Source organism: Rhodothermales bacterium (assembly GCA_039944855.1).
Taxonomy (GTDB): domain Bacteria; phylum Bacteroidota; class Rhodothermia; order Rhodothermales; family JANQRZ01; genus JBBSMX01.
The window spans coordinates 61,766-83,672 of sequence record JBDUXZ010000034.1 but is presented as its reverse complement, the minus strand read 5'-3'; the positions used below and the strand labels follow the sequence as shown (position 1 = coordinate 83,672).

The window sequence follows — 21,907 nt, the reverse complement described above, 5'->3', positions numbered from 1 at the left end:
GCCGCCGCCCACCCATGCTCCGCCGCCCCCGCCTCGCGCTCCTGCTCGGGGTCTCCCTGCTGACCGGCTGCACCGCCTCGCCCTCGGCCGAGACCGACCGGACATTGCGCGCGGCGGTCGAAGCCGTCCTCGCGGACTACCCGGAGGCGACCGTCGCCGTCGCCGTCCGCGACCCGGCGACGGACACGCGGTTCGACATCAACACGGAGCGTGTTTTCCACGCGGCCAGCACGATGAAAGTGCCGGTGATGATCGAGGCCTTCCGCCGCGCCGGGACCGAACAGCTCGGCGATTCGCTTACGGTGCGCAACGAATTCCGGTCCATCGTCGACGGCTCGCCCTTCGCCATCACAGACGATTCCGACGACACACTCTACGAACGGATCGGCGAGCGCGTGCCGGTGCAGGCTCTCCTCCGCCGGATGATCACGCACTCGTCGAACCTCGCGACGAACCTCCTCATCGAGCACGCCACGGCCGACTCCGTCCAGCAGACCATCGAGCGTCTCGGCACCGAGCGGATGCGCGTGCTCCGCGGCGTGGAAGACCTCAAGGCCTTCGATCAGGGATTGAGCAACACGGCCACGGCCGCCGACCTCGCCACGCTCCTCCTCGCCCTCATGGAGGGCCGTGCCGTCTCTCCTTCGGCCGACTCCGCGATGGTCGCCATCCTGCTCGACCAATCCTTCGACGCGATGATCCCGGCCGGGCTACCGACCGACGTCCGCGTGGCCCACAAGACGGGCGAGATTACGCGCATTCACCACGACGCCGCGATCGTCTATCCCGACGATGCGCCGCCGTACGTCCTCGTCGTCCTCACCGAAGGCGTCGACGACCACGACCGCTCGGCGCGACTCGGAGCCGCGCTCGCACGCGTCGTCCACACGACGCTGCGAGGCCCCGCGCCTCTTTCCGACGACTGAATCCCCCGCTCTTCCTTCCACTTTTGCACCCGCTCCCCATGCTCACGTCCTCCCCGCTCCGCGTCATTCAGTACGGCCTCGGCCCCATCGGGCTCGCTTGTGTCCGCACCGTCCTCTCGAAAGCCGACACCGGGCAGATCGAACTCGTCGGCGCCATCGACGTGGACCCGCAGAAGGTCGGGCGCGACGTGGGCGACCTCCTCGGGAGCGGCGAAACGACGGGGATCGTGGTCTCCGACGACGCGGCGCGGACGCTCGACGAGGCCCGGCCGGACGTGGTGCTGCACACGACCTCGTCGTTCCTGCCGGGCGTGCGCGACCAACTCCTCGGCTGTGTCCGCGCCGGCGTCCATGTCGTCTCCTCGACGGAAGAGCTGTCGTTCCCCTTCGACCGCCACCCCGCGCTCGCTGCCGAGCTCGATGAAGCGGCGGAGGACGCGGGCGTCGTGCTCGTCGGGACGGGCGTGAACCCTGGCTACGCGATGGATACGCTCGCGCTCACCGCCACAGGCGTCTGCGTCGGCGTGTCGCGCGTGCACGTCGAGCGGATCGTGGACGCGGGGCTGCGGCGCGGGCCGCTCCAGCGAAAGGTCGGCGCGGGCATCAGCGAGGCCGACTTCGAGGAGAAGAAGGCGACGGGGAAATTCGGCCACATCGGACTCCGCGAATCCCTGCTGATGATCGCGGACGGGCTCGGCTGGCCGCTCGACGCGATCAACGAATCGCTGCGGCCGATGATCGCCGACCGGGCGCACCGGACGCCGCACGTCACCGTCGAAGAGGGCGCGGTGACGGGCATCCGGCACTCGATCACCGGGGCCGTCGGGGGCGAGGTGGTGATCTCCCTCGATCTGCGGATGTACGTCGGCGCCGAGGACCCGCGCGACCGCGTCCGGGTCGAGGGCGATCCGCCGGTGGAGCTCGTCGTGCCGGGCGGCATCTTCGGCGACACGGCGACGGTGGCGACGCTCGTAAACACGGCCGCGCTCGTCGGCGAGGCGCGGCCGGGGCTTCGGACGATGGCCGAATTGCCCGTACCCCGCGCGTTCGCTACGCGCCCGGCGAAGGGGTGACGCCTTCGGCGAGCGCCCACGCCATCCGCAGCGCCCCACCGACGGCGTCCTCGGCCGCTTCCCGCCGCCGCACGCCACCGGGGACCGCCTGCGCGATGGCGTCATCCACGCGGCGCGCGAAGCCCGGCGTCCGAAACATCCCGCCGAAGTAGACGACCGTCGGCGCGTTCGTCCACGGCCCGAGCCGCTCGACGAGCGCGGCTACGAGCCGGGCGAGTTCCTGCGCGGTCGTCGCCACGAGTTGCTCGGCGCGGTCGTCACCCTCGGCGGCGACGCGGGCGACGAGTGGGGCGAGCGCGGCGATCTCCGTCTTCTCCGCCCGCCCGGCCCACGGCGGGATCTCGTCGGGCGAGCGCAGCCCGAGTTCGTCGAGCACGGCGGGCAGCAGGCGCGAGTCGGGGTCGCGCCCGTCGTGGGCGCGGAGCGCGGCGACGAGCGCCGCCCGACCCGTCCCGTACGCGCTCCCCTCGTCGCCGACGATCATGCCCCACCCGCCGCACCGCTCCACGTGGCCGTCCTCACTGCGGCCGTACGCGATCGAGCCCGTGCCGGCGATGACGAGGATGCCCGCGCCGCCCGCGAACGCTCCCTCCAACGCTGTCTCCCCGTCGCCTACCACGACGACGCGCCGGGCGACGTCCTGCGCGGCGAGTGAGGCGCGGACGACCTCCCGCTCGGCGGCATTCCCCACGCCCGCGAGGCCGGCGCAGAGCGCGGCGGCCGGACCGTCCACGCCAGCCTCCGCCCTCGCCTCGCGTATCAGCGCGACGAGCACGTCGGCGCTGGCCGCCGGGTTGCGCGGGTCGACGAGCCCCGGCGGGCCCGTGCGGCGGAGAAGCTCGCCATGTGCGTCAGCGAGGGCCACCGTCGTGCGCGTCCCACCGCCGTCGATCCCGATGACGTAGGGCTCGGTCACGCCTCCTCCGCCTGCGCGACAGCCTCCGCGGCCTCCTCTCGGGGACGGCCGAGTGCGCTCGTGGAGATCATCTCCTCTTCGATCGGCTCGCCGTTCTGGCGCACGACGTAGCTCTCCATCGCGAAGTATTCCGGCAGGCCGAGTTGGTCCACGATCCGCGCCGTGTTCGTATTCCGAGCCTGGACGCGCTGCCAGAACTCGCGGTCGTCCTGGCCGGGGAACGGCGCGCGGTCCTTCTGCGACTGGTGCTTGTAGATGGCGAGGATCTTCAGCCGGAGTTCGTCCTCGGAGAGTGGCACGAGCACGTCCGACTCCGCGATGCGCCACTCCTGCCACGCGCCGCGGTAGTACCAGATCTGCGGGGCCGGGCCGGTGTACGCATCGAGCGCGCGGTGGACGGCTTCGAGGCACATCCGGTGCGTGCCGTGCGGGTCGGAGAGGTCGCCCGCGACGAAGACGAGTTCGGGCTGCGTCTCGTCGAGGAGGTCGAGCGTGATCTGCACGTCCTTCGGGCCGATGGGGTCTTTGCGAACCTTCCCCGTCTGGTAGAACGGGAGGTTGAGGAAGCGGGCCTGGTGCCGCGTCATCCCGAACGTCTCGATGCCCGAGACGGCCTCGGCCTCGCGGATCGCCCGCTTCATCTCCTGCACCGCCTCGATGTCGACCTGGCCCGGGCTCTTCGTGTCGAGGAACTCCTCCATCTGCTCGACGAGCGCGGCGCCTTCCGGGCTGCTGCTCCCGAAGCGGCGGAGGAAGTCGAGGTAGCGCCGGACCTCGTGGTCGAACACGGCGATGTTGCCCGAGGTCTGGTAGGCAACGGTGATGTCGTTGCCGTTCTGGTGCAGCTTGTTGAGGATGCCGCCCATCGAGATCACGTCGTCGTCGGGGTGCGGCGAGAAGACGACGATGCGCTTGCCGGCAGGCAGCTTGCTTTTGCCCCGGATCTTGGCGATGAGCGCGTTGAATACCTCGCCGTTGATGGGACCGGCCGCGCCGTAGCGCGCGATCAGCGACGACAGGTGGTGCTCGCGGTAGTCGAGGTTGTCGAGCTTGAGCACGGACTTCCCAACCTCCATGCTGAGCCAGATCACGGCCTGGATCTCCAGCTCCCGCGTCCACGTCACCTCCCCGACGATCCACGGCGTGTGGATGCGCGTCAGTTCGGCGGCGGCGGGCGGGTCCACGTAGAACGTCGCGTTCTCGTGCTTCTGGAGGTAAGTCGCCGCGATATCGGGGTTGATCGATCCTTCCACGGCGCGCTGGACGATCTGCGCTTTGTGCTCACCCGTCGCGATGAGGGCGACCTCGCGGGCCGCCATAATCGTCGCGACGCCCATCGTGATCGCCTGCGTGGGGACGTTGTCCTCGCCGAAGAAGTCGGCGGCGGCGTCGCGGCGGGTGACCGTGTCGAGCGCGATGAGGCGGGTGCGCGATTCCATCCCCGAGCCCGGCTCGTTGAACCCGATGTGGCCCGTCTTCCCGATGCCGAGGAGCTGGAAATCGATCCCGCCGACCGCCTCGATCTTGCGCTCGTAGTCCGCCGTGAACGCCTCGACCTCCTCGCGGGGGAGCGCGCCGTCGGGGATGTGGACGTTCTCGGGGCGGATGTCGATGTGCTCGAAGAGGTTCTCCCACATGTAGCGGTGGTAGCTGTGGATGCTCTCCGGCCGCATCGGGTAGTACTCGTCGAGGTTGAACGTCACGACGTCGGAGAAGTCGAGCCCCTCCTCGCGGTGCATCCGGATCAGCTCGCGGTAGATGCCGATGGGGGTGCTCCCCGTCGCGAGGCCGAGCACGGGTGGCTTCCCGGCGGCCTGCTTGTCGCGGATGACCTCGGCGATGCGGCGGGCGACGATGTGCGCGATCTCGTCGTATTCGGCGATGACGACGGGCACTTTCTCTTCGCGGCTGCGCCACGCCGTTGCGTTCGAGCTGGAGTTGTGGGCCATGAGGGTCTCAGCGTTGAGGGTCAGAGAGGAAGGTCGAGCACGGCGGGGCGGGCGAGGCCTTCGCCGGCTTCGTGAAACGGGGGGAGCGAGATCGGCAGCCGGCAGCCGATGGCAGCGGCCCCGAGGAGGGCTCGCGCCGCCGCGCGCTGGCTGACCTCCTCGCCGCCCCACGCGAGGAGGTAGGTCGACACCGAGGGGAAGCCGCTGAGCAGGTACGGGCTCCCGAACGATACCACGACGGTCGGCGTGCCGCTCGCGGCGAGGGCCTCCACGAAACGGGAGAATGCGCCCTCGGCCGCCACCGAGCCCTGGTAGTTCCGGGGCGAGACGTACATCGACACGACGACGAGGTCGGCGTCTTCGGCCTGCGCTCGCAACGCCTCGATCTCGTGCGGCATCGTCCGGGCGTCGGCGCGGATGGAGGCGACGGTCCGCCCCACCCCGTCCGTTGCAGCCGCGCTCAGCACGCCGTCGAACACGCGGCCGGCGAGGAGGTCGTCGGCCTCGGCGTACGTGATCGAGAGCACGCGGCGGGCGGCGGCCGGGATCGGGACGAGGCCGTCGGCGTCACGCGCGAGCGTGAGGGAGCGCTCGGCCACCTCCCGCGCGAAGGCGTGGTGCGCCCGCACGCCGACGGCGCGGTCCACGGCGTCGAGCGCAACAAGCCGTTCTTCGTGCAATCCGGCGCGGGCTTTTGCCGAGAGCAGGCGGCGGACGGAGCGGTCGATCCGTGCTTCCTTGATCCGGCCGGAGACGACGGCGTCAGCGACGGCCTCGGCCGCGCCGCGCACGTCAATCGGATAAAGCAGCACGTCCGCGCCCGCCTCGAGCGCGAGCACGGCGGACTCGGCCGCGCCGTAGCGGTTTGCCACGCCGCCCATGTTGAGCGCGTCGGTGAAGAGCAGGCCGTCGAAGCAGAGTTCGTTCCGCAGCACGTCTGTCATGAAATACGGCGAGAGCGTCGCCGGCGGCGCGTCCGGCCCTTCGACGCCGACGACGGCGATGTGCGCCGTCATGATGCCGTCCACGCCCTCGTCAATGGCCGCGCGGAACGGCGGGAGGTGCACGGCGTCGAGCGCAGCGCGGTCCACGCCGATCGTCGGGAGTTCGATGTGCGAGTCGGTGTCGGTGTCGCCGTGGCCGGGGAAGTGCTTGCCCGTCGTCATCAGCCCGGCGGCGCGGGCGCCGCGGATGTAGGCCCGGCCGTGCCGCGCCACCGCCTCCGGGTCTTCGCCGAACGAGCGCGTGTTGATGATCGGATTCGCCGGATTCGAGTTCACGTCGAGCACCGGCCCGAACGTCATGTGCACCCCGACGGCCCGCGCCTCGCGCCCCATCACCTCGCCGAGCCGCTCCGCGAGGGTCTCGTCGCCGGTCGCGCCGAACGCCATCAGCGGTGGGAAGACCGTCGCCCCGCCCTGCGTGAGGAGGGTCGGGAGGGCGTATGAGCGGGCGAGCCGCATCCCCGCCCCGTTCTCCATGTCCGAGGCGACGAGGAGGGGGACGGCCGCGCGCTCCTGCGCCGCGTTCAGCTTCGCCGCATAGCTGTGCGGCAACCCCATCGAGAGGATCAGCCCGCCGACACCGTCCTCCTCCACCCACGCCCGGATCCGGTCGAACTCCGGCGAGTCAAGCGCGACGTATTCGCCGCCCACCCACGGCATCAGCAATTGGCCGATTTTCTCGTGCAGCGTGAGCGCGGCGAGCGTCCGCTCGACCCACTCCTGCCCTACCGCAGAGGGTGTCGCCGCGAGGCCCGGCGAGGGAATCGGCCGAGGTGATGAGATGGGAGAGGAGGCGGGCACGGGTGGAGGCGTGAAGCGGGGCGAGATGCGAGCGGCCTTCGAGAAAGGCCGCCCTGCAATGACAGGCATGGCACGCGGCAGGCAACAGAAAGTAGCCAACGACGACCAACGGAGGGAGAGATTCCGAGGGCTTCCATCGCAAAATCACCCGGCCGACACTTTGCGATCCTGGACCTGCCGATGGCGTTCGTACGCGCTCGGCGAGTACCTTCCACGTGCCTTCCGCCGTCCTCACTTCGCCCCTTCGGCATCCCCCTCCCGATGCGCCCCTCCCCCCTCCGCACGTCCGTCGCTCGCACGCCGCTCGCTCCCGTCCTGCTCGGCCTCCTCCTCGTCGCAGGCTGCGCCGGACCGCGCCCGGCTGCCGTTCCGCCTCCCGCCTCCGCACCCGCGCTCTCCGAAGCGGAGGCCCGCGCGCAAAGCCGCGCCGCCCTCGCCAACCTGCTCGCATCCTGCGCCCGCGACGGCTGCGCGTTCGACTTCGCTCAGGGCACGGACGTGGACACGCTCGCCATCGACGCCGACGCGCGGCGCGTCGACATTCGGTTCAACGAGGCCCTCGCCTACCGCCCGTTCCGGCCCGCCACAGTGGACGCGCTCCACGCCCTCGTCCGCGACCGCCTCGGCCCGTTCTTCCCCGGCTACGACCTCCGGCTGTGGTCGAAGCAGACGCCCGTCGAAGCCCTCGTCCCGAACTACTACCGCGCCGACGCCTCGGACTTCGACCGCGCCCGGCTCGCACGGAACGAGGCCCGCCCCGCCCCACTCGTCCGCGCGCTCGACCGGGCGTGGACGCCGACGGCCGGGCTCGACGGGCGCTACGTCGCGCTCTGGCCGAGCCACGGCTGGTACTACGAGCCCAAGCTGGACCGGTGGGAGTGGCAACGCGCGCGACTCTTTCGGACCGTAGAAGACCTGATCCCGCTCTCGTTCACGCAGCCCTACCTCGTGCCGATGCTGGAGCGGGCGGGCTCGACCGTCTTCCTCCCCCGCGAGCGCGACCTGCAGACGCACGAGGTGATCGTCGACAACGACGGCCCGGATGCGAGCTACGCGGAAGCCGGACCGTGGCGTACAGCGGACGGCGCGGGCTTCGCCGTCGGCGCGCCGCCCTACACCGAAGGCGTCAATCCCTTCCAACTCGGCACGCACCGCGCGGCCCGCGCCTCGGCCGATTCGACGGCGGGCATCCGGTGGACGCCCGCCATCCCCGAGACCGGCAACTACGCCGTCCGCGTCGCCTACGCTCGCGATCCGGGGAACGTCACCGACGCCGCGTACACGGTCTACCACGCCGGCGGCGCGACGCGCTTCGAGGTCAACCAGCAGATCGGCGGCGGGACGTGGGTCTACCTCGGCACGTTCCGCTTCGAGGCCGGGCGGAATCCGGCGTCCGGCAGCGTCGTCCTCACGAACGCGAGCGCCACGCCGGGCCGCGCGGTCTCGGCCGACGCCGTCCGCTTCGGCGGCGGGATGGGGATCGTGGCGCGCGGCGGACACGCGAGCGGGCGGCCCCGGTGGGTCGAGGCGGCGCGCTACGCGATGCAGACCGACGGGATGCCGGACTCGCTCGTCTACAGCCTCTCCGGCGGCGAGAACGACTACACCGACGACTACCGCGGGCGCGGCGAGTGGGTGAACTACCTCCGCGGCGCCCCCTTCGGCCCCAACCGCGACCGGCAGACGCCTGGCCTCGGCATCCCCATCGACCTCTCCCTCGCCTTCCACACCGACGCCGGCATCACCCGGTCCGACACGACGATCGGCACGCTCCTGATCTACAGTACGGAAGGCGCTGACGCAGCTGACGCGCCGCCCGTCACCGTCCGCCCGATCCCGCCCCGCGCCGAGCGGCAGAGCGACGACCCCGCGAAGTTCTTCCCCGACGGCGTCTCCCGCCTCGCCAACCGCGACTTCGCCGACCTTCTCCAGACCCAGCTCGTCGAGGACATCGAAGCGCTCTACGACCCGGTCTGGAACCGGCGGAGCCTGTGGGACCGCGACTACAGCGAGGCCGTCCGCCCGAACGTCCCGGCGGCGCTCCTCGAACTCCTCTCGCAGCAGAACCTACTCGACATGAAGTTCGCCCTCGACCCGCGCTTCCGGTTCGACGTCAGCCGCTCGATCTATAAAGCAGTCCTCCGCTTCCTCGCGACGCAGCACGGGACGGCGTACGTCGTCCAGCCCCTCCCTGTCTCCCACTTCCAGGCGACGCTCGCGGGCACCGACGGCGTCGCGCTGGGCTGGCAGCCCACGCCCGACCCGCTCGAACCGACGGCCGACGCCACGGCCTACGTCGTCTACACGCGCGTCGAGCGCGGCGGCTGGGACAACGGCCGCGTCGTGGACGGTACGGCGGTGACGTTGCGCGGGCTGGAGCCGGGCGTGATCTACTCGTACCGCGTGGCCGCCGCGAACGCCGGGGGCGAGAGCGCGCCGTCGGAGACGCTCGCCGTGCTCCACCTCCCGAGCGGCGGCGGCCCCGTGCTCGTCGTCAACGGGTTCGACCGCATCGCCCCCCCTGCCGTCGTCGAGACCGATTCGCTCGCCGGGTTCGCACACTGGCAGGACCAGGGCGTGCCCGACCGCTACGACCTGAACTTCACCGGCAACCAGTTCAACTTCGACCGGAACGATCCGTGGACCGACGACGACGCCCCCGGCTGGGGGTCGAGCTACGGCGATAGGGAGACGACGGTCCTCCCCGGCAACACGTTCGACTTCCCGCTCCTCCACGGCGAGTCGCTCCGCGCGGCGGGCGTCGCCTTCGCCTCGACGAGCGCGGCGGCGTTCGCAGCGGGCACGGTCGACGCCGCGCCGTACCGCGCGCTCGACCTCATCCTCGGCGAGCAGAAGACGACGCCGTGGCCGAAGCCGACGCGCCCGCCGCAGTTCGAAGCGCTGCCCGCACCGCTGCGCGACGCGCTCGGCCGCTTCTGCGACGGCGGCGGCGGCCTCTTCGTCTCCGGCTCGTACGTCGGCACCGATGTGTTCGAGGGGCAGCCCGACGACGCGCCCGGCTCCGCGTTCGCCCGCGAAACCCTCGGCATCCGGTGGCGGACGGACCACGCCGTGACGACCGGCGGCCTCGTCAGCCCGAACGATGTACTCCTGCCCGACGGCACCACGCTCGACTTCGTCTCCGACTTCGACCCGGACGTGTACGCCGCCGAGGCGCCCGACGCGATCGAACCTGCTGACAGCACGGGCGCGACGGTGCTCCGCTACGCCGAGAACAACATGAGCGCGGCCGTCGCGAGCCGGGGCGCGTGCCCGCGCGTCATCTTCGGCTTCCCCTTCGAGACCATCCGCACGCGCGACGACCGCGACGCCGTAATGCAGGCCGTGCTCCGCACCCTCGCGCTGCCACCGTCGCCGTGAGCGAACGTCAGCCGCCTAGCTTCTTCTCGTAGCGGTAGAACAGCCGGCTGATCTCGGCGCCGACGTGGTGGGCGTAGAACGCGATCGGCGCGACCCACGGGATCGTCGAGGTCGCGTGGCCCTGCGCCTTCATGTCGGCGAGGCAGCGCTTGAGCAGGACGGCGCCGACGCCCCGGCCGCGCGCGGCGGGCGCGGTCCCCATCGGTCCGAACCAGCCGGTGCCGACGTTGTTGGCGTCGTAGGCCGAGAAGCCGAGCACCGCGCCGCCTTCGAACGCGAGGTGGAGGCTGACCGGGTCGTTCGCGAACGTCCGGCCGATCTCGGCCTTCCACGGCGGCCAGTGTTCGTCGAGGAACGTCATCACCGTCTCCTGATCGGAGCCCGCCGCGCGGCGGACGGTGATGCCGTCGGCGGTGAGCGCCTGCTCGTCCGCGTCCGTGTCGAAGGTCTGGCCGGCGAGGTCAGCGGCCATGTGGTAGGCCTCCCGGAGCCGGGTGTAGCCGCGCTTCTCGAACAGCAGGAGGGCCCGCGTGTAGCGTGGATCGAGCCCTGGCGAGAGGTAGTTCGGCGGCGACTCGCCGAGACGGATCGCCGTCGCGCCTGCCGCCTGCATCGCCGTTTCGAGCGCCTCGACGAGGCGCGTACCGATCCCTTCGCGCTGCCGCTCCGGCGCGACGGCGAGGAGCTTGATCACGCCGCGCGGCCCGTCGTCGCTCGGCCGGACGACGCCGAACGCGAAGCCCGCGATCTCGCCGGCGGCGTCGGCGGCGAGGGCGAGATCCGGCGTGAAACCGGGGTCGTCCCACACCTTCTCGTCGAAGAGTGGCGCGGAGAGCGGATCGTGCACGGCGGCCCGATTCCAGAGCGCGCGGAGCGCCTCAGTGTCAGCGCGGCGGATCGGGCGGAGCGTCATGCGGTCTCGACGGTTTCGACTTCGTCTTCTTTCTTGCCGAACTCGGGATCGACGCGAACGAGGGCGGTGACGAGGAAGCTCGGGATCGTCGCGATGAGCACCCAGACGAAGAACTCCTGGTAGCCGATCAACTCTTGGAGCCAGCCGCTGAACATCCCCGGGATCATCATCCCGAGCGCCATCAGCCCGGTGCCAATCGCGTAGTGCGCCGTCTTGTGCTCGCCCTCCGCGACGTAGATCAGAAACAGCAGGAAGGCCGCGAACCCGAACCCATACCCGAACTGCTCCACCGCGACGGCCGTGTTGATGACGAGGAAGCTCTCGGGCCGCACGGTGGCGAGGAAGAGGTACACGGCGTTCGGGACGTTGATCGCGATGACCATCGGCCAGAGCCACTTCTTGAGCCCGTCACGCGCTGCGACGATCCCGCCGAGGATCCCGCCGAGCGTGAGGAAGAGCACGCCGACGGTGCCGTAGACGAAGCCGACCTCGCCCGTCGTGAGCGCGAGCCCGCCCACCTCGGCCGTGTCGAGCAGGAACGGGCTGGCGAGCTTTACGAGCTGCGCCTCGGCGAAGCGGTAGAACAGGAGGAATGCGATCGCCACGCTGATCTCGGGCTTGAGGAAGAACGAGACGATCGTCTCGGCGAACGGCGAGTCAGAGAATGGGAGGCGACGGAAGAGGTCGCCCCACGGGCCGGTGCCGCGCGGCCGGACGAACCCGTAGATCAGTATCGGGACGAGCAACAGGAACAGGAGTGGGATGAAGAGGACGAGGAAGCCGAGGTACTGAATCAGCCCTGCTCCGCTCGCGCCCTCGACGGCGGGCCGGTCGGACGCCGGGCGCGGCAGCGCATACTGGTGCCACAGCATGAGGAGGATGAACGCGCCAGCGAGGATGAAGAACGTGATCGCCCACGCGAGCGGGAGATTCCCCGAGAGCGCCTCCAGCGACCCCGTCGTCGGCGCGTCGAGCTTGGGGTCGAGCTGGACGACGACCTGCGCGGGCGTGTCCCAGTTCTCGGATGTGAACTCCAGCCGCGCGCCTTCGACGAGGCGAATGCTCTTGTCGCCCGACTGCCGGAGGTTGACGACGGCCGTCTCGCCCGCCGGGAGGGGCCCCGAGAGCCGCAGCCCGAGAACGGCTACGTTGCCCGCCGTAGCCGACGGTGCGACCTCGCCTTTCCCGAACCAGTCGCGGAGGAGCACTTCAAGCGGGGCGACAATCGCGCGCTGCCACCACCCGGCCTCCATCGCCTCCGCTTCGGCCTCGGCCATCGTTTGCTCGGCCTCGTAGAACCCGGCGGCCACGTTCGCCGCCTTCGCCTCGGCGATGAGCGCGTTGACCTCGTCGGTCGCGCGCGGGGTGATCTCGACGGCGAGGTCGGACGTCGTCGGGACGAGGCGGAGCTCTTCGGCATCGGTCGTGAGCGGTGGCGGCACCGGAGCGACAGCAGCGGCCGGAGCCTCCGCCACCGCGCGGACGTCGACCTCGACGGGCGGCATCCCCGTCGCGCTCTCCAGGAAGCCCGCGAGGATGATGAGCAGGCCCTGCCCCGTGATCATCGCGAGCCGGTAGAACGTGCTGCGAATCCCGACGAACCACGCCTGGTCGTGCTCTGAGAGCGCGAGCATGTAGAACCCGTCGGCGGCGATGTCGTGCGTGGCGGACGAGAACGCGAGGAGCCAGAGGAACGCGAGGGTGTACTGGAAGAACGGCTCCGTCGGCAGCGTGAGGGCGACGCCCGCGAAGCCCGCGCCGATGAAGAGCTGCATGATGACGGTCCAGAACCGCTTCGTCTTGAGCACATCGACGGCCGGGCTCCAGAACGGCTTGATCACCCACGGCAGGTAGAGCCAGCTCGTGTAGAGCGCGATGTCGGTGTTCGAGATCCCGAGCCGCTTGTACATGATCACCGAGACGATCATCACGACGACGTAGGGGATCCCCTCGGCGAAGTAGAGGCTCGGGACCCAGAACCACGGGCTCCGCTTGGGCGGCTTCGGCGAGGCGGCGGGAGGCTGCATCAGACTTGGGAGTTGGGAGAGGGGGCCTGAAGCTACGGCCGGATCTGGAGGTTAGAACAACGCGCGACGGCGGCGCGACGGTATCGACTACGGCATCGTCGGGTTCAGCCGCAGCCGCGCCACCGGCCCCTCGTTCCCGACGCGGTCCACGGCCGACACGGCGACTTCGTCCGGCGCCTCCCCGTTCGTGCCTCGCGCGAGCGGATGCATCTGCTGCCAGCCCGGCACCACGTCGACGGTCCACGTCGCGCCGTGCCGCGTGCGGACGGTCCACAGCCAGACGGGCTCGTCGTCGCCCGGCGTCATCGCCACGGCGAGGAGGTCGGCGGCGCGCTCGATAGCGAGGGTTGGTGCCCCCGGCGCGTCGGCGTCGAGCCACGGCGAGGCGGGGACGAGCGCGGGCGCCCCGTAGACCTCGGCGGCGAGTTGTTCGCCAAGCACGCTGACGGTGTCGCGCAGCGCCTTGATGCTGAAGTGGACGTTGCCCGTCGCGCCCGGCCGTGCGCGCGTCACGCGGACCTGTTCGACGATCTCGCCCGGCTCCCACGCGCTCCGCCCCTCGAACATGACGCGGCTGATGTAGTTGCCCGGCCAGAGGTGACGGCGCTGGGTGTTCTGCTCGACCCACCAGTCGAGGAGGGCCGGATAGCTCTGCCCCTTGCTGTCGATCGACCAGTAGAGCTGCGGCGTGAAGTAGTCGACCCAGCCGGCCTGCTGCCACTTGCGCGCGTCGGCGTAGATCGCGGCGTAGGCGTCGAAGCCCGTGACCGACGCGGGGTAGCCGGGCCGCCAGATCCCGAACGGGCTGATCCCGACCTTCACCCACGGCTTCGCCGCCTTCACCTCGTCGTAGAGCCGCTCGACGAAGCGGTCGACGCTCTGCCGCCGCCAGTCGTCGCGGCTGAGCGTGTTGCCCTCTGCGACGGCGCGCATCCAACTCGTGCTGTCGGGAAACGGCACGGTCTGGTCGAGGGAGTCGGTGACGGGGTACGGGTAGAAGTAGTCGTCGAGGTGGACGCCGTCGATGTCGTAGCGCGCGACGACGTCGAGGATCACGCGGAGGCTGTGGTCGACGACGACGGGCTCGCTGGGGTCCATCCACAGCAGATCACCATACTGATGCACGACCTCGGGGTGCGTCCGGCTGATGTGGCTCGCGGCGAGCTCGCCCTTTGCCGTCGGGTGGTAGGCGCGGTACGGGTTGAACCACGCGTGGAGTTCGAGCCCGCGCCGGTGCGCCTCCTCGACGGCGAAGGCGAGCGGGTCGTAGTACGGCTCCGGCGGCTGCCCCTGCTGCCCCGTGAGGTACGCCGACCACGGCTCGTGCGGCGAGGCGTAGAACGCGTCGGCGGTGGGTCGAATCTGGAAGACGATCGCGTTGAGGTTGAGGAGGACGGCGCGGTCGAGGAGCGCGCGGAGTTCGGCCTGCTGCTCGGCCGTGGACAGCCCCGGCCGCGTCGGCCAGTCGATGTTGTCGACCGTGGCGACCCACGCGCCACGGAACTCGCGCTGCACGTCCGGCAGCGGCGGCACGACGGCGGGCCCGTCGAGGTCGAGCGCGGGCGGGCGCGTGGAGGAGCACCCGGCGAGTCCCGCGAGGCTGAGTAAAAGAACGGAGAGGCTAAGAGAGCGGAGGTGTCGCACGAAGCGGTCGTCTGGGTGAAGGAAGTGCGGCGAGCCGGGGTCGCTGGAGCGAGCGCCCCTCGACGGGTGGAGCATACGAACCCCGAAGCTAATGAGGGCAGCGCGAAAGGGTATGTGGTATTATATGCCCTCTGCCCCGCTTCCCGACCGCCTGACCTCCGCGCTCATGCCACTCCGCACGCTGCCCCTGCTGGGCGGCCTCCTCCTCGCCCTCGCCGTCGCGCCGCCCGCCGTGGCGCAGAGCACGCTCCGCGCCGCCGGGGCACCAGTCCCGCTCAACCTCGACGGCACCGGCTTCGCCCACCCGACGTGGTCGCCGGACGGCACGCAGCTCGCATTCACACGCCCCGGATACGACGGGCTGTGGGTCGTCCAGCCCGACGGGCAGGCGCTCCGGCAGATCACGGCCGAGTCCGCCGCAGGCTTCGGCTTTGCGTGGTCGCCGGACGGACAGGCCCTCCTCGCTCGCGTGTCACAAGTCGAGGGCACGCAGCGGCGGAGCGCCGTCAAGGTGTTCGACCTAGCGAGCGGCGCGGCCGAGCAGCTCACCGACTACCGGGCGCGGATGCCCGTTCTCCCGCAGTGGAGCCCGACCGGGACCGCCGTCCTCCTCCCCTCGCCCGACGGGCTCGAAGTCCTCGCCCTCGCGTCGCCCGGTGAGCCGCAGCGCGCCGTCGCAGGCCCGGCGTTCGTGGTCGAAGGCACGACGCTCGCCGCCGTCCGAGTCGGCGACGGCGGGGCTCAGACGGAGGCGCTGCTCACCGACCGGCGCGTGCTCAACGCCGTCGCCTCGCCCGACCGAGCGCGCGTCGCGTTCGAGATCATGGGCGGCGACCTCCACGTGATGAACGCCGACGGGAGCGGGCTACGGAGCCTCGGCCCCGGCCACCGCCCGACGTGGTCGCCCGACGGCCAGTGGATCGCGTTCATGCGCACCGAGGACGATGGCGAGGCGTTCACCGCCTCCGACCTTTTCGCCGTCCGCACCGACGGCAGCGGCGAGACCGTCGCGCTCACCCAGACGGCCGATCGGCTCGAGATGAACCCGTCGTGGTCGCCCGACGGCCGCACGATTGCCTTCGACGACCTCGGCGACGGCACGCTCTACCTCCTGCCCCTCGCCCGATGATGCCCCGCCTCCTCCCGACCTCGCCCCTCATGGTTCGCTTGCTTCCCCTCCTCGTCCTCGCCGTGAGCCTCGCCGCGCCCGCCTCGGCGCAGGTCACCGGGCTCTCCGACTGGAGCCTCTACCTCGACCCCGGCCACAGCCAGAACGAGAACATCGGCGTCTTCGGCTACTCCGAAGCGCGGAAGGTGCTCCGCGTCGGCCTCGAACTCCGCGACATCCTCCTCACCGAGACCGACATCGACACGGTCTACCTGTCGCGGACGAACGACCAGCAGAACGTCGGCCTGAGCCAGCGCGTGGACGACGCGAACGCGCTCAACGCCGATCACTTCCACTCGATCCACAGCAACGCCGCGGCGCCGAGCGCCAACTCCCTCTTCGTGCTCTGGCCCCAGCTCCGGACCGGCGGCGAGCCTGCGCCCCCGTACAACGGTGGTCGGCCGTGGGCCGAGATCATGGGGCCGCTCCTCGGCCGCGGCATGCGCATTCCCCTCTCGAACGACGGCGCGTGGGGCGAGTGCGACTTCTACGGCGAGTCCTCGTGCCGCGACGTGTCGGTCACGCCGAAGGGCTCGCGCAACTTCGTGCAGAGCTTCTCGCTCATGCCCTCCGCGCTGAGCGAGGCCGGCTTCCACACGAACCCGACGCAGAACCAGCGCAACATGAACGCGGAGTGGAAGCAGCTCGAAGCCCGCGCGATGTTCTGGGCGATCCTCGACTACCACGGCATCGAGCGCCCGCCCGCCCGCATCGCTACGGGCATCGTCTCCGACCTCGAGAGCGAGCAGCCTATCAACGGCGCCGTCATCACGATCGGCGGCCAGTCGTACACGACCGATACGTACGAATCCCTCTTCAACCAGTACTCCGACGACCCGGACGAGCTGCGCAACGGGTTCTACTACCTGCCCGGCCTCCCCGCCGGCACGCTCGCGTTCACCGTCGAGGCCGAGGGCTACGCGCCGTTCTCCAGCCAGATCACGCCCGTCGACACCTTCTTCACGTTCACCGACGTCCAGCTCGTCTCGACGATCCCGCCGGTCGTGACCTCGACGACGCCGGCCGAGGGCGACGACAACTTCCGCATCACCGACCCGCTCGTCTTCGAGTTCAGCCGGCCGATGGACCGCGCCAGCGTCGAGGCCGCGTTCTCGATTGCGCCGGACGTGGACGGCACGTTCGCATGGAACGAGGCCGACACCCGGCTCGTCTTCGAACCCGACACGCTCCTCCCCCAGACGGATTACACGGTCACGATCGCCGGGACTGCCGAGGGTGCGTTCGAAGATCCGCTCGACGGCGACGGCGACGGGACCGGCGGCGACGCATTCACGCTCACGTTCACGACCGGCTTCCCCGACACTGTGCCGCCGCGGCTCGCCGGCGCGTTCCCCGCCTTCGGGGCGACAGGCGTCGAGTTCCGCCCCCTCGTCACCGCGACGTTCAGCGAGCGGATCAACCCGGCCACGCTCGACGGTCGCGTCCGGCTCGAACCGACGGGCGGCGGCGCGGCCGTGCCCGGCGAGGTGGTCCCGTACGACGTGGGCGAGCAGAGCGTCGTCACGTTCTTCCCCGCCGCCGACCTCGCCGCGGAGACGGTCTACCGTCTCGTGCTCGAAGCCGGGATCGAAGATCTCTTCCGTAACGCGCAGCCGTCGCGCCAGCAGACCCTCTTCACGACGGGCTCACGCGCTACCGTCGTCACCGAGATCGACGACTTCGAGAGCGATGTGGACGTCAACTGGTGGGTGCCGCAGCAGAGCGGCTCCACGACGGGCATCGTCACCGACTCGACCGGCGCCGTCGTCGACACCGACGTGTACAACCTACTCAACGGCGGCGTCGCCTCGTTCCGGCTCGACTACGGGTGGAACGTCGACACCTCGCCGTGGCTCATCCGCGAGTTCCTCGCCGGCGGCCCCCCGTTCAACGTCCGATTCGACAGCACGTACACCCTGCAGGCGTACGTCTTCGGGGACGGCCTCGGCAACCAGTTCCGCTTCGCCGTCGATGACCGGGTGAACACCGGCACGACGGGCACCGAAGTCAGCCCGTGGTTCACGATCGACTGGGTCGGCTGGCAGCTCGTCTCGTGGAACATGGGGAGCGACGGCGTCGGCTCGTGGATCGGCGACGGCGTGCTCGACGGGACGCTGCGCTTCGACAGCATGCAGCTCACGTATGTGCCCGGCAACGAGCCGTTCGGCCAGTATTACATCGACGACCTCCGCCTCGTGAAGCAGATGGCCGTGGCCGGCGAGCCAGAGGCGGGCACGCCCGAGCGCTTCCGCGTCCACGCCAGCTACCCCAACCCCTTCCGTACGGAAACCACAATTGCCTTCGACCTCCCGGCTACGGCCGAGGTCACGGCCGTGGTCTACAACGTGCGCGGGGCCGAAGTCGCCCGCCTCGCCGACGGCGCCCGCTTCCCGGCCGGGACGAACGCGCTGACGTGGGACGCCTCTGCCCTCGCGAGCGGCGTCTACTTCTGCCGCCTCACCGCGGGCGAATCGACGGAGACGATCAAGCTGACGCTTGTCCGGTAATACGACCGCCGCAACGCAAGGGGGGCGGCACCGGTCTTCGGTGCCGCCCCCTTTCCGCTGGTGGCGGAGCGCTTCCTGGTTTGTCCTGCTGCCGACGCGATAGCCGTTGATTCGACCGTTGGTAGAGACGCAACATGTTGCGTCTCTACGGCGATGGAGACGGCTCAGTCGAGATGAGGGGCTCGATGTGGAGTAGAAGGCTGGGCATTATCGGATCAGCGTCATCGGCTTCGCCGCGCGCCGGCCGTCGGCGTCGAGCCGGTAGAAATACGTCCCGCTGCTTAGCCGTCGGCCCGACGCCGAGATGCCGTCCCACTCGACGGTGTGCGAGCCGGCGGGGTACCGCGCATCGTCCACGAGCGTCGCCACCGTGCGCCCGAGCATGTCGTACACGCGGAGCGTCACCGCTGCCGGCCGGTCCAGCGAGAACCCGATCGTCGTCCGCGCAGCGAACGGGTTCGGGTAGTTCGAGCCTAGTTCGAAGGCGAGCGGCCCGGCCGTGTCCTCCGTATCGATCGCGACCCCTTCGAGCACGACGGCGTTGCTCGGCGCGCTCTCGATTGAGTTCGCGCTGACGCCGGTCACGACGTAGTAATACGGCTCGCCGACGTTGAAGGGACGGTCGGTGAACGTCGTCTCGCCTGTGACGGCGAGGAGATTGCGGGCGTCGGCGAGGGCCGTCTCGTAGTCCGGCTCGGTCGCCGACTGGATGCGGTAGACGGCGAAGAACCGGGCGGAGTCGGCGGCACTGGAAGCCGGCGGGGTCCACGCGAGCGTCACGTCCTCGCCCTCGAACACGTAATCCAGTTCCTCCGGCGTGGCCGGGACGGCCTGGCTTCGCCACGGCATCACCGGGGGCAGCGCCGGATGGCGGTAGAGGTCCGTCTCCAATGAATCGCGGAGGTTGCCGGGACTCGTGAGGATTCCGGCTCGCGCGCGGAACAGGATCGTCCCCTGCATGTCGGCCGCCTCTCTCGTGAACCGAATCTGGGTTGGGATCTCCGACGGGGCGTACCCCGGGTTGCCGGATCGGTAGGCCGCGAGCCCGGGGTAGAGATGTCGCCCGGCCGCGGCCGTCTGTAGCGCCCACCACGGCGCCAACGTCGAGAACCGTTGCAGATTGAAGTCGAGGTCGCCATCCCCGTCGGCGTCGAACGAGCGCTGCGACGACCAGTAAAGTTGCGGCGCGAGGTAGTCGATCGTGCCCCCATCGAGCCAGGCCAACGCATCGGCGTAGACAACGTTGTAGGCGTCGAGCCCCGACGTCCCTGCCGGCACGCCGTTCTTCCAGATGCCGAAGGGGCTGATCCCGAAGACGACGTCGGGATTGGCAGTCTGGATCGCCGCGTTCACAGAAGCGACGAGCAAGTTGACGTTGTCGCGTCGCCAGTCGCCGATGTTGGTGAACCCTCGCGGGTCGGCGGCGAACGCATCGGCGTCCTCGTCCGTAACCTGATTCGGGGGGTAGGGATAGAAGTAGTCGTCGAAGTGGACGCCGTCGATGTCGTAGCGCTCGGCCACCTCGGCGATGACGTCCGTCACGTACTCACGGACCTCGGGCAGGCCGGGGTTGAGCACCTGCAAGTTTCCGAACGTGAGCAACCACTCGGGGTGTTCCATCGAGACGTGGTCGGCGGAGTTGGCGTACCCCGAGCCACGCACGGCGCGGTAGGGGTTGAACCACGCGTGCAGTTCCATCCCCCGCTTGTGCGCCTCCTCGATCGCGAAGGCGAGCGGGTCGTAGAACGGGTCCGGCGCCGTCCCCTGCTCGCCGGTCAGCCAGTAGGACCACGGCTCCGTCTCCGAGGCGTAGAACGCGTCGGATTCGGTGCGGACCTGGAAGACCACCGCGTTGATCCCCGCGCCCTGCAGGGCGTCGAGGATCCCGATTAGCTGGGCCTGCTGCTGGGCCGTCGTAGCGCTCGGCGACGTGGGCCAGTCGAGGTTGATGACGGTGGCGATCCACGCCCCGCGGAACTCGTGCTTCGGTGGGTCTTGGGCGAGCGCGGGCAGGGTCGCGAGCGCGAGTAGCGTGGCGAAGAGGAGGCGTTTCATGATGGGAGAGTCGAGCGGAACGGAAGGAAGCGCATAGGTCCAACATACAACGAGGGGTGCCGAGCCGTGACGGCCCGGCACCCCCGGTGCTACCTGCGGCGTGCGATCACTCGATCAGCATCATCCGGTTGGTGCTGAGCTGACGCCCGTCGAGCGACAGCACGTAGACGTAGACGCCGCTGGCGAGGCCTTCGGCGTTGAACTGCGCCGAGTAGCTCCGAGCGGAGAGCACCTCGTCCACGAGCACGGCGACCTCGCGGCCCCGCACGTCGTAGACGCGGAGGGCGGCGTGCCCGGTCTCCGGCAGGTCGAAGTCGATCTGCGTCGAGCCGCGGAACGGGTTCGGGTAGTTCTGCCCGAGCGCGACCTGCTCCGGCACGGCCGTGCCCGTCGGCTCGACGGCGACGCCCATGCGGATGAACTTCTCGGCGTTGCTGCCGGGGCTGATGTCGTCCGCGCTGAAGGCGGCCACATACGCGACAGTACCGTCCGTGGTGAACGCGATGCCGCGCGGGCGAGCCGGTGTGTCTTGGCAGACGCCGGCGATGTAGTTCTCGCAGCCGGCCCAGCGGATCGAGTCGAGCGGCGTCTCGAGGTCGTCGGGGCTGAACTCGTACCACGTGTTCGAGAGCCACGAGGTCTCAACCGTCGCGTCCTGGTTCGGGAGGTTGAGCGGGTTGCCCGAGCTCACCCAGAGGTTGCCCGTCGCCGGGTTGAAGGCGGCCGACTCGGTGCGCATCCCACGGAACGCCACGCCGACCGAGTCGAACTCGGAGAAGATGTCGGCGCGCTGGTGGATGATGGTGAAGGTGTTCTCGAAGGCCGTCTCGTAGACCGTGAGGCCGTCCGGGGACGCCGTGATGCTGCGCGAGAAGTTCGACGAGGCCTCGCTGACGTTACCGAGGAAGTTGAGGTCCGTGTCATAGATCCGGATCGGCGTGCCGGGGACCACCGGGGCGAGGTACACGTTCCCCATGTTGTCGACACCGGCCTGGGTGAGCGTCTCGGGCACGTCGACGCGGGCGAGGCCCTGGCCGGTCTCGTAGTCGAGCTTGAACAGCGTGGTGAACTGCGACACGAGGATGTTGCCGTCGCTGTCGGCGCGGAGACCGCGACCGCTGCGGCCCTCCCAGATCAGCTCGTTGGCAGCGTTCCGCGTAACGAAGCCACCGAGCGTGTCGCGGGGCGTCGTGCCGTCGGCGTAGTCGACGAACCGGACGGGCGAGAAGCTGGCCGGCGTGCCGTCGGCATTGAACACGGAGATCACACGGACGGGGAAGAAGTCGCCGCCGAGTTCGGCGACCGCCACGCTGTCTGTGGCACCGAACGTCTGCATCCAGACCTTGCCCTCGGGGTCGACGGCAATACCGTGCATGCCGTTGCCGTCGGTCTCAAGGGTGTCCGGGGGGAAGACGTTGGCGAACTGCCAGTCCTGCGCTGAGGCTGGGACCGCAGCAGCCAGCACGAGTACAGCAAGGAGTAACGATAGTCTCATGGTACCAGGGCTTTGGGGATGATGTGGGTAGAAGTGGCTCGACGGACC

General features: G+C 70.0%; 13 protein-coding genes. 5 read left to right on the top strand and 8 right to left on the bottom strand.

The genetic code is table 11. The annotated features are described in order from the left end of the window. Positions 1 to 14 precede the first annotated feature (14 nt). Both ABJF88_17370 and ABJF88_17365 read left to right on the top strand, forming a co-directional pair. Entirely contained in the window at positions 15 to 926 is a 912-nt protein-coding gene (locus tag ABJF88_17370) for a serine hydrolase (protein ID MEP0548709.1), read from the top strand. Between the two features lie 38 nt (positions 927 to 964). Beyond that, complete coding sequence (locus ABJF88_17365) at positions 965 to 1,999, top strand: dihydrodipicolinate reductase (GenBank protein ID MEP0548708.1); 1,035 nt, start codon at positions 965 to 967, stop codon at positions 1,997 to 1,999. On the opposite strand, the gene ABJF88_17360 is transcribed toward ABJF88_17365, so the two are convergent. From ABJF88_17360 to ABJF88_17350, 3 genes are read right to left on the bottom strand one after another with little or no spacing between them, the layout of a single operon-like run. Beyond that, the gene (locus tag ABJF88_17360; GenBank protein ID MEP0548707.1) at positions 1,977 to 2,915 is read right to left on the bottom strand and encodes a BadF/BadG/BcrA/BcrD ATPase family protein; all 939 of its coding nucleotides are present in this window, start codon (positions 2,913 to 2,915) and stop codon (positions 1,977 to 1,979) included. The two genes, ABJF88_17365 and ABJF88_17360, sit on opposite strands and share 23 nt — an antisense overlap. After that, a complete protein-coding gene (gene nagB / locus ABJF88_17355) occupies positions 2,912 to 4,864 on the bottom strand; it encodes a glucosamine-6-phosphate deaminase (protein MEP0548706.1) in 1,953 nt (650 codons plus the stop codon). The genes ABJF88_17360 and nagB overlap by 4 nt, the downstream gene beginning before the upstream one ends. Before the next feature lie 20 nt (positions 4,865 to 4,884). Beyond that, complete coding sequence (locus ABJF88_17350; protein MEP0548705.1) at positions 4,885 to 6,669, bottom strand: glycoside hydrolase family 3 protein; 1,785 nt, start codon at positions 6,667 to 6,669, stop codon at positions 4,885 to 4,887. 261 nt (positions 6,670 to 6,930) lie between these two features. On the opposite strand from ABJF88_17350, the gene ABJF88_17345 reads away from it, so the two are divergent. Continuing rightward, positions 6,931 to 10,050, top strand: a complete 3,120-nt coding sequence (locus ABJF88_17345; GenBank protein MEP0548704.1) for a fibronectin type III domain-containing protein — start codon at positions 6,931 to 6,933, stop codon at positions 10,048 to 10,050. Between the two features lie 7 nt (positions 10,051 to 10,057). On the opposite strand, the gene ABJF88_17340 is transcribed toward ABJF88_17345, so the two are convergent. The 3 genes from ABJF88_17340 to ABJF88_17330 all read right to left on the bottom strand — a co-directional run bounded on the left by ABJF88_17340 (position 10,058) and on the right by ABJF88_17330 (position 14,634). Continuing rightward, positions 10,058 to 10,963: a GNAT family N-acetyltransferase gene (locus ABJF88_17340; protein ID MEP0548703.1), complete on the bottom strand. Its 906-nt coding sequence runs from the start codon at positions 10,961 to 10,963 to the stop codon at positions 10,058 to 10,060. Further along, positions 10,960 to 12,990 (bottom strand): MFS transporter, encoded by a 2,031-nt coding sequence (locus ABJF88_17335; GenBank protein MEP0548702.1) that lies wholly within the window; start codon positions 12,988 to 12,990, stop codon positions 10,960 to 10,962. Before ABJF88_17335 ends, ABJF88_17340 begins: the two co-directional genes overlap by 4 nt. A gap of 87 nt (positions 12,991 to 13,077) precedes the next feature. Next, a complete protein-coding gene (locus ABJF88_17330) occupies positions 13,078 to 14,634 on the bottom strand; it encodes a family 10 glycosylhydrolase (GenBank protein ID MEP0548701.1) in 1,557 nt (518 codons plus the stop codon). Positions 14,635 to 14,800: 166 nt separating this feature from the next. Here ABJF88_17330 and ABJF88_17325 point away from each other — a divergent pair, with 166 nt between their 5' ends. Further along, complete coding sequence (locus tag ABJF88_17325) at positions 14,801 to 15,763, top strand: hypothetical protein (protein MEP0548700.1); 963 nt, start codon at positions 14,801 to 14,803, stop codon at positions 15,761 to 15,763. Beyond that, the gene (locus tag ABJF88_17320; protein ID MEP0548699.1) at positions 15,760 to 18,309 is read left to right on the top strand and encodes an Ig-like domain-containing protein; all 2,550 of its coding nucleotides are present in this window, start codon (positions 15,760 to 15,762) and stop codon (positions 18,307 to 18,309) included. The genes ABJF88_17325 and ABJF88_17320 overlap by 4 nt, the downstream gene beginning before the upstream one ends. Before the next feature lie 207 nt (positions 18,310 to 18,516). On the opposite strand, the gene ABJF88_17315 is transcribed toward ABJF88_17320, so the two are convergent. After that, positions 18,517 to 20,364 carry a family 10 glycosylhydrolase gene (locus tag ABJF88_17315; protein MEP0548698.1) on the bottom strand — a complete coding sequence of 616 codons (1,848 nt, stop codon included), beginning with the start codon at positions 20,362 to 20,364 and terminating at the stop codon, positions 18,517 to 18,519. 106 nt (positions 20,365 to 20,470) lie between these two features. Beyond that, positions 20,471 to 21,859, bottom strand: coding sequence for a T9SS type A sorting domain-containing protein (locus ABJF88_17310; protein MEP0548697.1), 1,389 nt, complete (start codon positions 21,857 to 21,859; stop codon positions 20,471 to 20,473). Positions 21,860 to 21,907: the final 48 nt, after the last annotated feature.